We start from the raw sequence: 12619 nt of genomic DNA, 5'->3' as shown, positions 1-12619 counted from the left end.
AAGCCGAATGCAAACCTGGCCAAACCCGTTTATTGAACAACGCGCCGACCCGTATATCCTGCGTCACGATGGGCAATATTACTTTATCGCCTCCGTACCGGAGTACGATCGGCTGGCGATCCGCCGCGCGGGCTCGCTGGAAGGTTTACGCGATGCCGAAGAGGTGGTTGTCTGGCGCAAGCCCGACACCGGCCCGATGAGCCAGCTGATCTGGGCACCGGAACTGCATCATATCGACGGCAGTTGGTACATCTATTTTGCCGCCACGCATACCCAGGCGCTCGATCATCTCGGGATGTTCCAGCATCGCATGTTTGCCATTGAATGCGCAGATCGCGATCCGCTCACCGGTACGTGGGTAGAAAAAGGGCAAATCAAAACCCCGTTTGACACCTTCGCGCTGGATGCCACCACCTTTGTTCATCAGGGTAAACGCTGGTATCTGTGGGCGCAAAAAGCCCCGGATATTTCCGGTAACTCGAATCTTTACCTGTGTGAAATGGAAAATCCGTGGACGCTGAAAGGCGAGCCGGTGATGCTCAGTAAACCGGAATATGACTGGGAGTGCCGCGGGTTCTGGGTCAATGAAGGCCCGGCGGTGCTGTTCCATGGCGATAAGCTGTTTATCAGCTATTCCGCCAGCGCCACCGACGAGAACTACTGCATGGGATTACTGTGGGCAGACCTGAATGCCGATCCGCAAAACCCGGCTAACTGGCATAAATCCCCGCGCCCGGTGTTCGTCACCAGCTACGAAAACCGTCAGTATGGGCCAGGCCATAACAGCTTTACGCAGACGCCGGAAGGCGAAGATGTGCTGGTCTACCACGCGCGAAACTACACTGAAATTGAAGGCGATCCGCTTTACGATCCCAATCGCCATACTCGCCTGAAACTCATCCGCTGGAACGAAAACGGGATGCCTGAATTCGGCATCCCGCCCGCAGATACACCGTAACGGCTTCGGCGCGCTGGCTTAAACCAGCGTGCCGTAAATCGTCAGCAGCGCCACAATCACCACCACCACAAACGACGTTTTCTTCGCCATCGAGACGGCAGCCTTTGGCGTTGCGACTTTGTCCGTGTGCGGCTCACGCGCCAGCGAGAACTGTGCCAGTCGGGTTAAAACCTGATACTGCGAGGTATGACGGTCAGCAAGGGAGACAAACCACGCGGGCAGCGCCTTTTCACCGTGACCGATGAGGGCATAGACCACGCCTACCAGACGCACCGGAAGCCAGTCGAGCACGTGCAGGATGGCATCAATGCCGGACTGTAGACGTTCATGCGGCGTAAGATAGCGGGCAAGCCAGGTCTGCCAGGCGCGCAGGAACGCGTAACCCATCAGCAGTACCGGCCCCCAGGGTCCGCCCACCACGAACCAGAACAGCGGCGCCAGGTAGTAACGGAAGTTAATCCACAGCAGCGCGTTTTGCAGCTCCCGCAGAAACTCGCGTTCATCGCAGTCCGGCGGTACGCCGTGGATCATCGTCAACTCGCTCGCCATCGCGCCGCGCGCGTGGGCATCATCCCGGGAAGCGGCTTTCAGATACGCGTGATAGTGCAAACGCACCTTGCCCGCGCCAATACACAACACACCGAGCAGGATCCACACCACCAGCAGCGGCACGTTGAAAAAGAGGCCGTAAAGCGAGCGCAGCAACAGGAACGTAATGGCCATCACGCCTGCCGCCATCAGCAGCGTGCGCAGCATGGAAAAATGCCTGATGCGGCGGAATAACACCTCCAGCCGATGATCCAGATGCCAGTGCTCGCCGAGCTTAAACAGGCGTTCAGCGATCATAACCAGCAGCATGGTAAACAACGTCATGTTATCTCCTTATCTGACGACGTGGTAAGCATGGCGTGAAACCGGGACCAGTCAAACGCCGGGCCGGGGTCGGTTTTTCTTTCGGGGGGCGATGTCGCTGTGCCCTGTAATATTGTCTGCAATGGCGGGATAGCGCCCGATTAACGTTTGCGTTACAGCAACCAGTTTCTCATATTGCGCATCGGTGTAAGGCGTGGTGTCCGTTCCTTCCAGTTCAATTCCAATGGAGAAATCATTGCACCGCTCGCGCCCCTGATACTTCGACACGCCGGCATGCCAGGCACGCTTATCAAAAGGAACATACTGAACCACTTCGCCATCACGACGGATCAGACAGTGCGCCGATACGCGCAGATGCGCAATCTCAGCAAAGAAGGGGTGGGCATCGGGATCTATCGTTCCAGTGAATAACGCATCGATCCACGGACCGCCAAACTCACCCGGCGGGAGACTAATATTGTGAACCACCAGCAGTGTGGGCTTTTCATCCTCCGGGCGGCAGTCGTGGTGCGGCGACGGTACATGCCGCGCGTCCACCAGCCATCCGTTTTCTAACAACATGCTGGAACTCCTTATCTATGGTGCTGTTACTCGGTTCAGAGTAGCATGTTTCAATATTATGATTCGTTACCAATTTGGAGTTTTATCATGCCGCCTCGCCGCTATAACCCCGACCACCGACGTGACGCGCTTCTGGAACGTATTAATAGTGATATCCCGGCAAGCGTTGCCCATGCCCTGAGAGAAGACCTCGGCGGTGACGTCAGCGCCGATAACGATATTACCGCCCAATTGTTGCCAAAAGAGACACGCTCGCATGCGGTGATTATCACCCGTGAAGCAGGGGTTTTCTGCGGCAAACGCTGGGTTGAGGAGGTCTTTACCCAGCTGGCGGGCGACGAGGTGCAGGTAACATGGCACGTGGAGGACGGCGATGCGGTCACGGCGAATCAGCCACTGTTCGAACTGGACGGCCCGTCCCGCGTCTTGCTGACTGGTGAACGCACCGCGCTCAATTTTGTGCAAACGCTCTCTGGCGTTGCCAGTGAAGTACGCCGCTACGTTGACCTGCTGGCAGGCACCCGCACGCAGCTGCTGGATACCCGTAAAACCCTGCCGGGCCTGCGCACCGCGCTGAAATACGCGGTACTCTGCGGTGGCGGCGCCAACCATCGTCTGGGGCTATCCGATGCCTTCCTGATCAAAGAAAACCACATTATTGCCTCTGGCTCGGTGCGTCAGGCCGTGGAAAAAGCCTTCTGGCTGCATCCGGATGTGCCCGTCGAAGTGGAAGTGGAAACGCTGGAGGAGCTGGACGAGGCCATTAAAGCGGGGGCTGACATCATCATGCTCGATAACTTCGACACGGAGCAGATGCGTGAAGCGGTCAAACGCACAAACGGCCAGGCGCAGCTTGAGGTGTCCGGCAACGTGACGTTCGACACCATCCGCGAATTTGCTGAAACCGGCGTCGATTACATCTCCGTAGGCGCCCTGACCAAGCACGTCCGCGCCCTCGACCTCTCGATGCGCTTCAAATAAATTATCCCCCCTCTCCGCCCGGAGAGGGGAAATACGAAACCGCTCGCAATTACGCTGTCCTTCTCTGCAACACTGAATCATTTCCCTGAAAGCCCCTTCACGTTCACGCTTTTGCCCCTCGTTTCTGCGCGCAGTCACTGCCACAGTAGCGCCACTTAACATAAGGAGCAGACATGAACAGACAACAAGGATTTACCCTGATTGAGCTAATGGTGGTCATTGGCATTATTGCCATCCTGAGCGCGATTGGCGTCCCGGCCTATCAGAACTACCTGCGAAAAGCGGCGCTCACCGATATGCTGCAAACGTTCATCCCCTACCGCACCGCCATTGAGCTTTGCGCCCTGGATCGTGGTGGTGTGGATCGCTGCGACGCAGGCACCAATGGCATCCCCTCCCCGACAACCACACGTTACGTTTCAGCGATGAGCGTGGCGAAGGGGATCGTATCGTTAACAGGGCAGGAAAGCCTTAACGGACTTGAAGTGCTCGTGACACCGATCTGGAGCGACGGTAACGGTATGACGGGCTGGACGCGTGACTGCAAAATTGCGTCCGACACGGCGCTCAGACAAGCCTGTGAAGATGTTTTCCGCTTCGACAACAACTGACAGGAGTGGACAATGAATACCGAGCAGCTTATGACGCTCTGTCAGCGCCATCACGCACTGCTACTCGCAAGCGACACCGAGATGATCAGCATTGCGGTGGTGGGTAATCCTGCCTCTGAGCTGATGGAAGCGTTACGCTTCGCCACGCAGAAACGTATTGATATTGAGTGCTGGACGGCTGAACGGATGGAAAAAAGGCTTCAGTCCCTCTCATCATCACACCTGCCGGGCATCGCGCCAAACTCAGCCGCTGACGTGCTCAGTACAACCTTGCAGCAGGCAGTAAACCAGCGGGCTTCTGACATCCATATTGAACCGACGGAGCACGGCTACCAGATCCGTTTGCGAATCGACGGTGTTCTCTACCCGCAACCGTCGATCTCTGCCGCCCTCGGGACGACGCTTGCCGCACGCCTGAAGGTGCTGGGTCAACTGGATATTGCGGAGCGCCGCCTGCCGCAGGACGGTCAGTTTACGGTGGAGCTGGCAAGCGTCCCCGTCTCTTTTCGTATCGCAACCCTTCCCTGTAGCGGTGGAGAAAAAATCGTGCTTCGTCTGCTTCACCAGGTACAGCAGGCTCTGGAGCTTGAACAGCTGGGGATGAGCGCAGACCAGCAGGCCCGTTTTGCCGAGGCGCTTAACAGCCCTCAGGGGTTGATTCTGGTCACCGGCCCGACCGGTAGCGGGAAAACAGTGACGCTGTACAGCGCGTTACAGGCGCGAAATACACCTGACGTTAATATTTGCAGCGTGGAAGATCCCGTTGAAATCCCGCTTGCAGGCTTAAACCAGACGCAGATTAATCCGCGTGCGGGGCTGACCTTCCAGAGCGTGCTGCGCGCCCTGCTCAGGCAGGATCCTGACATCATTATGGTAGGTGAAATTCGTGACGGCGAAACGGCAGAAATTGCCATTAAGGCGGCACAAACCGGGCATCTGGTGCTGTCCACCCTCCATACTAATTCGACGACTGAAACGCTGGTACGGCTGCAACAGATGGGTGTCGCGCGCTGGATGATCTCTTCGGCGCTCTCGATGGTGATTGCCCAGCGGCTGGTGCGCCGTTTATGCCCGTACTGCCGACAGGAAGCCAGCCGCCACACCGAATTACCCCGCACGCTGTGGCCCCGGCCGCTTCCTCGCTGGCAACCCACCGGCTGCGATCGCTGCTACCACGGTTTTTATGGTCGCGTAGCCATTTTTGAAGTGCTCGTCATCGACGACACGCTGCGGCAGGCCATCGCCAGCGGAGCAAGCACGGAGGTGATTGGGTCCAGCGCTCGTCAGGCGGGAATGACCTCTTTGTTTGAGCATGGCTGCATGGCCGTAGAGCAAGGGCTGACTACGCTCGAAGAGTTGTTGCGCGTCCTGGGAATGCCAGATGGCTGCTAATTCGCTCTGGCGCTGGCGTGCCCTGACCACCGAGGGGGAGGTGCAAACCGGCACCCTCTGGGCCATCGACCGTAACGCAGCTTACACGGCTCTGGTGCTTAAACAGCTGCACCCGCTGGCGCTAAAACGCTGCCAGCAGCGCCACCGATGGCAGGTGCAGCACTGCTACGATATTTTTCGCCAGCTCGCCACGCTGCTACAGGCCGGACTCACGCTGTCCCAAAGCCTGCACATGCTGGCGGAACAGCATCCTTTGCAGCACTGGCAGGCGCTGCTGCACAGTCTTGCTGATGACCTGAGCGAAGGTTTCGCTCTGTCAGAGGCCATGAAGAAATGGCCAGAGGTGTTTAGCCCCCTTTATGTCTCGATGGTGAAGACGGGTGAACTGACGGGTAAGCTCGAAGCCTGCTGCCGTCAGCTTGCGCAGCAACAAAAATCCCAGCAGCAGCTCAGTGCAAAGGTGAAGAAAGCGCTGCGCTATCCGCTGATCATCCTGACGCTGGCCGTTTTCGTGGTGCTGGCGATGGTCACGCTGGTTTTGCCTGAGTTTGCTGCAATCTACAAAACGTTCAACACCCCGCTCCCTTTGCTCACGCAGGCAGTCATGGGGCTGGCGGCCTTGGTTCAGGCGCATATCCTCACCCTTTTGGCCCTGCTCGTGGCAATGGTTGTCATCGCCTGTAAGCTGCGGCGGCATCCGCGCTGGCAGTACGTCCTGTTACATGTACCGGTGATGGGCACGCTGATGCGCGGGCAAAAACTGGGGCAAATTTTTACCGTGCTGTCATTAACCCAGCAGGCCGGAATTGCCTTTTTACAAGGACTGGAGAGTGTGGAGGAGACCGTTGAGTGTGGCTACTGGCAGGAGAAACTCCGTGAGATACGCAGCGATATCGAACAGGGGATGCCCGTGTGGTGCTCCTTCCAGAAGGCCTCTGTTTTTACGCCAATGTGTATTCAGCTCATTCGCACCGGAGAAGTGTCGGGTTCACTGGATGTCATGCTGATGAATCTGGCCCGCCATCATACGGAACAGACATTTCAGCAGGCAGACAATCTGGCGGCGCTTCTTGAGCCTTTGCTACTGGTCGTGACAGGTCTGATTATTGGCACGCTGGTGGTGGCAATGTATCTGCCGATTTTCCATCTGGGGGATGCAATGAGCGCGGGGTAACGCTGGCGCACGGACGCGCGCCAGCCGTAGCCGTCAGAGGCTATTGAAAACGCGGTTTTCCTGCTCCTGAACGCGGATAAACGTCGTGCGTTTAGTCAGCTCTTTCAGGCGGGAAGCCCCAACGTAGGTGCAGGCAGAACGCAGTCCGCCGAGGATATCGCGCGCCGTGTTTTCGACCGGACCACGCAGTGGTAGCTTAACGGTTTTGCCTTCCGCCGCACGGTATTTCGCGACACCACCCACGTGACGGGTCATCGCGGATTCAGAGCTCATTCCGTAGAATAGCATGAATTTCTCGCCGTTCTCTTCCACCACGGTACCGCCGCTCTCTTCGTGGCCTGCCAGCATGCCGCCGAGCATCACGAAATCCGCGCCGCCGCCGAAGGCTTTCGCGACATCGCCTGGCATGGTGCAGCCACCGTCGCTGATGATCTGGCCGCCCAGACCGTGCGCAGCGTCAGCGCATTCAATTACCGCAGACAGCTGCGGATAACCCACACCGGTTTTCACGCGCGTGGTGCAAACGGAGCCCGGGCCAATGCCTACTTTCACAATGTCGGCTCCGGAGAGGATCAGCTCTTCACACATTTCACCGGTCACCACATTGCCCGCGATGATGGTTTTGGTTGGCCAGGCTTCACGCGCCTTGCTGACGAACTGGACGAAATGTTCGGAATAACCATTTGCCACGTCAATGCAGACAAAATTCAGCGCCGGATTGGCGTTCAGGATCTGTTTGGTTTTCTCGAAATCTGCATCAGACGTACCGGTCGAGACCATCACATGCTTCACCACTTCAGCCGAGGCGGAGGCGACAAACGCATCCCACTCTTCAGCGCTGTAGTGTTTGTGTACCGCAGTAAGGATGTCGAATTGCGCCAGTGCGGTCGCCATCTCGAAGGTCCCGACGGTGTCCATGTTGGCCGCGATAATCGGCACGCCAGACCACGTCTGACCGGAATGCTTAAAGGTGAATTGACGTTCGAGTTCAACGTCTGAGCGACTTTTCAGTGTAGAGCGTTTAGGGCGGATAAGAACGTCTTTGAAACCTAACTTCAGATCTTCTTCGATACGCATGTGCGGATTCCTGGGGTTAGAGGCAAATATATTAAAAGCACAACTCCAGTGACGCTATCATACGCACTAATACCTGCTCCGCAAGACTGCGAAATTCTCTTTTTTTACGCTACAATCCTATAAATTTACCTGGTAAAAAGCGGGTAAAGAGAGCTAAACATTGGCTGTTGTAAGTTTGAATTTTAAGCAACTGATTTTAAAACTGAATAATTCCCAGGATCTGATTTAATGGGGTATATCGTCGCATTAACCGGCGGCATCGGTAGTGGTAAAAGCACCGTTGCGCACGCGTTTGCTCGTCTCGGCATCACGATTATCGACGCCGATATCATTGCCCGTCATGTGGTAGAACCCAATACACCCGCCTTAAACGTCATCGAAGCGCATTTTGGTCGCCGTGTGATACAGGCTGACGGCACCCTGAATCGTCGGCAGCTGCGTGAGTGCATATTTTCCGATCCAGCGGAAAAAGCCTGGCTTAATGCCCTGCTCCACCCCATTATCCACCAGGAAACTCAGCGTCAAATTGCCGCAGCCCGTTCGCCCTATGTGTTGTGGGTCGTCCCGTTACTGGTGGAAAATCAGCTTCAGAATAAAGCAGACAGAACGCTGGTGATTGACGTTTCCCGCGAAACGCAAATCCAGAGAACCATGGCGCGTGACCATGTTTCACGCGAACATGCTGAACAAATTCTTGCCGCACAGGCCACGCGCGAAGCGCGCCTCGCCGTTGCGGATGATGTTATTGATAATAACGGCGCACCAGATGCCATTGCATCGGATGTTGCTCGTCTGCACGCGCAGTATCTGACCTTCGCCGCGCAGGCCGTTGCACAGGAAAAACCATAATGTCGACTCATATCCTTTTTGAGCACCCGCTTAACGAAAAAATGCGTACCTGGCTACGCATAGAATTTCTTATTCAACAGCTTTCACAACATCTGCCTGTCGACGATCACGCCACCGCGCTGCATTTTTTCCGCAACGTGGGCGATCTGCTGGATGTGATTGAACGCGGTGACGTCCGCACTGAGCTGTTGAAAGAGCTGGAGCGCCAGCAGCGTAAATTACAGGCCTGGGCCGAAGTACCGGGCGTGGATCAAAGTCGAATTGACGCTTTACGCCAGCAGCTGAAAAACAGCAGCACGACGCTGATGGCCGCGCCGCGCGTTGGCCAGTTTTTACGAGAGGATCGTCTGATTGCGCTGGTGCGCCAGCGCCTGAGCATACCGGGCGGTTGCTGTAGCTTTGACCTGCCAACGCTGCATATGTGGTTGCACATGCCGCAGGAACAGCGCGATCGCCAGGTGAACAGCTGGCTGGGCAGCCTGGAGCCGATGAATCAGACGTTATCCTTGATCCTCGATCTTGTGCGTAACTCTGCCCCGTTCCGCAAACAAACCAGTCTCAACGGTTTCTATCAGGATAACGGCGACGACGCCGATCTTCTGCGCCTGAATCTGTCTCTTAGCGAGCAGCTTTACCCGCAAATTTCCGGACATAAAAGCCGTTTCGCGATCCGCTTTATGCCGCTGGACAGTGAACATGGCACCGTGCCGGAACGCCTCGATTTTGAACTGGCCTGTTGTTAAGGAGTGCCGATGTCTGACGTAACCACCGTAAACTGCCCAACCTGTGGGAAAACTGTCGTCTGGGGAGAAGTGAGTCCATTTCGCCCATTCTGCTGCAAGCGCTGTCAGCTTATAGACCTAGGCGAATGGGCGGCGGAAGAGAAACGCATTCCGAGCGAAGGCGATCTCTCGGATAGCGATGACTGGAGCGAAAACCAGCAGTAACGTTCAAAGCCTGCTGGCGCTTCGCTTAGCAGGCCTACGGTTGTGCAACCAGCCGGAGTATCACAGGCTCATTGGCGGGCGGGAATTTTTCCGCATCGCTGGCCTGAAGCTCAATCCAGTTACCCGGCTGCCCCTCTTTACCCCACGGTTCACCTTCCCAGCTTTCCACCAGCCAGAACCACAGCGTGATGTGACGATCCGGAAACTGGTACTCCAGCTTATCGAACAGCGTTGCGCCAAGCGGGGTGATCCCCACCTCTTCCTGAAGCTCACGCACCAGCGCCTGCTCCGGCGTTTCACCTGATTCGATTTTCCCGCCGGGGAATTCCCATTTGTTGGCCATGTGCGCATCGGCGGCACGTTGGGTAATGAAGATCTGGTTTTGCGGGTTGCGAATGATCCCGACAGCAATTTGCAGTGTTTTCATCATGTCACTTCCATAAAAAAGGCGCAGATATCTGCGCCTTTTCAGTTTGTTATGTTCTTAGCTCAGACGGCCGTGGCACGCCTTGTATTTTTTGCCGGAACCGCATGGGCACGGATCGTTACGACCAACTTTACGATCGCCCGTCTGCGCTGCGATTGCTGCTGCGGCTTCGCTCTCATCGGTCTGATGGCTCAACTGCTGCATCTGTGCCAGACGCTCAGCTTCTTCACGACGCTGCTGCTCCATCGCTTCCACTTCTTCCGGCATACGCACCTGAACTTTGCTCAGAGTGCTGATAACTTCATACTTCAGCGACTCCAGCATGGCAGCAAACATGGAGAAGGATTCACGCTTGTACTCCTGCTTCGGATCTTTCTGCGCATAACCTCGCAGGTGGATACCCTGACGCAGGTAGTCCATTGCCGCCAGGTGCTCTTTCCACAGGGAGTCCAGGGTCTGCAACATTACGCCTTTCTCGAAGTGACGCATCATCTCTGCGCCAACCACTTCTTCCTTACGCTTGTAGACGTCCAGCGCGGTTTCGTAGATACGCTCGCGCAGGGTCTCTTCGTGCAGCTCAGGCTCTTTGTCCAGCCACTCTTTGATTGGCAGTTCGAGATCGAAGTCGTTTTTCAGACGTTCCTGCAAGCCTTCGATATCCCACATTTCTTCCAGAGACTGCGGTGGAATATGAGCGTCGATAGTGGCTTTGAACACATCTTCGCGAATGCTGTTGATGGTTTCGCTCACGTCGGACACGTCCAGCAGTTCGTTACGCTGGGTGTAGATCGCACGACGCTGGTCGTTGGCAACGTCATCATATTCCAGCAGCTGCTTACGAATATCGAAGTTGCGGCTTTCCACTTTACGCTGGGCGTTGGCAATCGCTTTGGTAACCCACGGGTGCTCGATCGCTTCGCCAGGTTTCATGCCCAGTTTACGCATCATGCCGGACACACGGTCAGAGGCGAAAATACGCATCAGCGCATCTTCCATAGACAGATAGAAGCGGGAAGAACCGGCATCACCCTGACGACCCGCACGACCGCGCAGCTGGTTATCGATACGACGAGATTCGTGACGCTCGGTACCAATGATGTGCAGACCACCGGATGCCAGCACCGCGTCGTGACGCACTTGCCAGTCGGCTTTGATCTGCGCGATTTGCTCTGGGGTTGGGTTTTCCAGCTCCGCCACTTCAGCCTGCCAGCTACCGCCGAGCATAATATCGGTACCACGACCCGCCATGTTGGTGGCGATGGTTACGGCTGCCGGGTAACCCGCCTGCGCAACGATATCTGCTTCTTTAGCGTGGAACTTGGCGTTCAGAACGTTGTGTTTGATGCCTGCTTTAGTCAGCTCGTTAGACACCACTTCGGACTTCTCGATGGAGATGGTCCCCACCAGTACCGGCTGGCCCTTCGCGGTACGTTCGCGAATATCTTCGATGATCGCCTGAATTTTTTCCGCTTCAGTCATGTATACCAGGTCCGGCATATCCTTACGGATCATCGGACGGTTGGTAGGTACTACCACGGTATCCAGCTTATAGATGGAGCTAAACTCAAACGCTTCGGTATCTGCGGTACCGGTCATCCCCGCCAGCTTCTCGTACAGACGGAAGTAGTTCTGGAAGGTGATGGATGCCAGCGTCTGGTTTTCGTTCTGAATATCCACGCCTTCTTTGGCTTCCACGGCCTGGTGCAGGCCATCGGACCAGCGACGTCCCTGCATGGTACGGCCGGTGTGTTCATCGACGATGATGACTTCCCCGTCTTTAACGATGTAGTCAACGTCGCGGGTGAACAGCGCGTGCGCGCGCAGTGCAGCCGTTACGTGGTGCATCAGCATGATGTTGCTCGGGGAGTACAGAGACTCGCCCTCTTCCATAATGCCTTCAGCAACCAGCAGCTCTTCGATTTTCACCAGGCCGCGTTCGGTCAGGTTGACCTGACGCGCTTTTTCATCCACGGAGAAGTGACCTTCACCCTGGAAGGTATCGGAGTCTTCTTTCTCCTGACGCAGCAGGTGAGGAATGATTTTGTCGACTTTACGGTACATCTCGGAGCTGTCTTCGGCAGGGCCGGAGATGATCAGCGGGGTACGCGCTTCATCGATCAGAATGGAGTCAACCTCATCCACCAGCGCATAGTGCAGTTTACGCTGGACGCGCTCTTCCGGGCTGAACGCCATGTTGTCACGCAGGTAGTCGAAGCCGTATTCGTTGTTGGTGCCGTAGGTGATGTCCGCGTTGTAGGCTTCACGCTTGGCAGGTGCCGGCAGGCCGGACATGTTAATGCCCACGGTCATGCCGAGGAATTCGAACAGTGGACGGTTGTTTTCGGCGTCGCGCTGCGCCAGATAGTCGTTGACGGTAACAACGTGAACACCCTTACCCGTCAGCGCATTCAGGTAAGCCGGCAGCGTTGCAGTCAGGGTTTTACCTTCACCGGTACGCATTTCCGCGATGCAGCGCTCGTTGAGCACCATCCCGCCCAGCAGCTGCACGTCGAAGTGACGCATGCCGAACACGCGTTTACTGGCCTCACGTACTACGGCAAAGGCTTCCGGGATCAGGCTTTCTAAGGTTTCGCCTTTCTCCAGACGCGCACGGAACTCCGCGGTTTTTGCTTTCAGTTCATCATCAGAGAGCTTCTCCATCGCCGGTTCCATACCGTTGATGACGTTTACCGCTTTGCGCATGCGGCGCAGGGTACGATCGTTACGACTACCAAAAACTTTGGTTAACAATTTGATTAGCATAATAAA

The 12619-nt window shown here is 56.1% G+C and carries 12 protein-coding genes and 1 pseudogene; 8 read left to right on the top strand and 5 right to left on the bottom strand.

Going from position 1 to position 12619, the window contains the following annotated elements; translation table 11 throughout:
* Positions 1–7: 7 nt before the first annotated feature.
* Entirely contained in the window at positions 8–958 is a 951-nt protein-coding gene (locus SK47_RS03440) for a glycoside hydrolase family 43 protein (RefSeq protein ID WP_048243507.1), read from the top strand.
* Positions 959–976: 18 nt separating this feature from the next.
* Here the strand turns inward: SK47_RS03440 and ampE are convergent, their stop codons facing one another.
* Positions 977–1831: a beta-lactamase regulator AmpE gene (gene ampE / locus SK47_RS03435; RefSeq protein WP_003856320.1), complete on the bottom strand. Its 855-nt coding sequence runs from the start codon at positions 1829–1831 to the stop codon at positions 977–979.
* Positions 1828–2392, bottom strand: a pseudogene (gene ampD, locus SK47_RS03430) (1,6-anhydro-N-acetylmuramyl-L-alanine amidase AmpD). Before ampD ends, ampE begins: the two are co-directional and overlap by 4 nt.
* Before the next feature lie 87 nt (positions 2393–2479).
* Here ampD and nadC point away from each other — a divergent pair.
* The 4 genes from nadC to hofC all read left to right on the top strand — a co-directional run bounded on the left by nadC (position 2480) and on the right by hofC (position 6550).
* Positions 2480–3373 (top strand): carboxylating nicotinate-nucleotide diphosphorylase, encoded by an 894-nt coding sequence (nadC, locus tag SK47_RS03425; RefSeq protein WP_048243506.1) that lies wholly within the window; start codon positions 2480–2482, stop codon positions 3371–3373.
* Between the two features lie 173 nt (positions 3374–3546).
* Entirely contained in the window at positions 3547–3984 is a 438-nt protein-coding gene (gene ppdD, locus SK47_RS03420; protein ID WP_003856324.1) for a prepilin peptidase-dependent pilin, read from the top strand.
* Between the two features lie 12 nt (positions 3985–3996).
* Positions 3997–5376 (top strand): type II secretion system protein GspE, encoded by a 1380-nt coding sequence (gspE, locus tag SK47_RS03415; RefSeq protein WP_045342614.1) that lies wholly within the window; start codon positions 3997–3999, stop codon positions 5374–5376.
* A complete protein-coding gene (gene hofC, locus SK47_RS03410) occupies positions 5366–6550 on the top strand; it encodes a protein transport protein HofC (protein ID WP_048243505.1) in 1185 nt (394 codons plus the stop codon). Before gspE ends, hofC begins: the two co-directional genes overlap by 11 nt.
* Before the next feature lie 33 nt (positions 6551–6583).
* Here the strand turns inward: hofC and SK47_RS03405 are convergent, their stop codons facing one another.
* A complete protein-coding gene (locus SK47_RS03405) occupies positions 6584–7627 on the bottom strand; it encodes a GMP reductase (protein ID WP_003856327.1) in 1044 nt (347 codons plus the stop codon).
* A 228-nt stretch (positions 7628–7855) separates the two neighbouring features.
* On the opposite strand from SK47_RS03405, the gene coaE reads away from it, so the two are divergent.
* Genes coaE through yacG form a run of 3 tightly spaced genes read left to right on the top strand, consistent with a single transcriptional unit; the run spans position 7856 to position 9423 of the window.
* Positions 7856–8476, top strand: coding sequence for a dephospho-CoA kinase (coaE, locus tag SK47_RS03400; protein ID WP_048243504.1), 621 nt, complete (start codon positions 7856–7858; stop codon positions 8474–8476).
* Positions 8476–9219: a cell division protein ZapD gene (gene zapD / locus SK47_RS03395; RefSeq protein ID WP_045342610.1), complete on the top strand. Its 744-nt coding sequence runs from the start codon at positions 8476–8478 to the stop codon at positions 9217–9219. Before coaE ends, zapD begins: the two co-directional genes overlap by 1 nt.
* Before the next feature lie 9 nt (positions 9220–9228).
* Positions 9229–9423: a DNA gyrase inhibitor YacG gene (yacG, locus tag SK47_RS03390; protein WP_003856332.1), complete on the top strand. Its 195-nt coding sequence runs from the start codon at positions 9229–9231 to the stop codon at positions 9421–9423.
* A 34-nt stretch (positions 9424–9457) separates the two neighbouring features.
* On the opposite strand, the gene mutT is transcribed toward yacG, so the two are convergent.
* The gene (gene mutT / locus SK47_RS03385; protein ID WP_003856333.1) at positions 9458–9850 is read right to left on the bottom strand and encodes an 8-oxo-dGTP diphosphatase MutT; all 393 of its coding nucleotides are present in this window, start codon (positions 9848–9850) and stop codon (positions 9458–9460) included.
* A gap of 57 nt (positions 9851–9907) precedes the next feature.
* Positions 9908–12613: a preprotein translocase subunit SecA gene (gene secA / locus SK47_RS03380; protein ID WP_003856335.1), complete on the bottom strand. Its 2706-nt coding sequence runs from the start codon at positions 12611–12613 to the stop codon at positions 9908–9910.
* Positions 12614–12619: the final 6 nt, after the last annotated feature.

The sequence above is a fragment of the Enterobacter sp. BWH52 genome, assembly GCF_001037565.1.
Taxonomy (GTDB): Bacteria; Pseudomonadota; Gammaproteobacteria; order Enterobacterales; family Enterobacteriaceae; genus Enterobacter; species Enterobacter hormaechei_C.
Note: the sequence above shows the minus strand (reverse complement) of the source record. Positions and strands in the feature narration are given on the sequence as shown.

Excerpts from the sequence above, each read along its gene's own strand:
- gspE (WP_045342614.1), top strand. The coding sequence starts at position 3,997 with ATGAATACCGAGCAGCTTATGACGCTCTGTCAGCGCCATCACGCACTG.
- SK47_RS03405 (WP_003856327.1), bottom strand. The coding sequence starts at position 7,627 with ATGCGTATCGAAGAAGATCTGAAGTTAGGTTTCAAAGACGTTCTTATC.
- hofC (WP_048243505.1), top strand. The coding sequence starts at position 5,366 with ATGGCTGCTAATTCGCTCTGGCGCTGGCGTGCCCTGACCACCGAGGGG.
- yacG (WP_003856332.1), top strand. The coding sequence starts at position 9,229 with ATGTCTGACGTAACCACCGTAAACTGCCCAACCTGTGGGAAAACTGTC.
- nadC (WP_048243506.1), top strand. The coding sequence starts at position 2,480 with ATGCCGCCTCGCCGCTATAACCCCGACCACCGACGTGACGCGCTTCTG.
- mutT (WP_003856333.1), bottom strand. The coding sequence starts at position 9,850 with ATGAAAACACTGCAAATTGCTGTCGGGATCATTCGCAACCCGCAAAAC.
- zapD (WP_045342610.1), top strand. The coding sequence starts at position 8,476 with ATGTCGACTCATATCCTTTTTGAGCACCCGCTTAACGAAAAAATGCGT.
- ampE (WP_003856320.1), bottom strand. The coding sequence starts at position 1,831 with ATGACGTTGTTTACCATGCTGCTGGTTATGATCGCTGAACGCCTGTTT.
- secA (WP_003856335.1), bottom strand. The coding sequence starts at position 12,613 with ATGCTAATCAAATTGTTAACCAAAGTTTTTGGTAGTCGTAACGATCGT.
- ppdD (WP_003856324.1), top strand. The coding sequence starts at position 3,547 with ATGAACAGACAACAAGGATTTACCCTGATTGAGCTAATGGTGGTCATT.
- coaE (WP_048243504.1), top strand. The coding sequence starts at position 7,856 with ATGGGGTATATCGTCGCATTAACCGGCGGCATCGGTAGTGGTAAAAGC.
- SK47_RS03440 (WP_048243507.1), top strand. The coding sequence starts at position 8 with ATGCAAACCTGGCCAAACCCGTTTATTGAACAACGCGCCGACCCGTAT.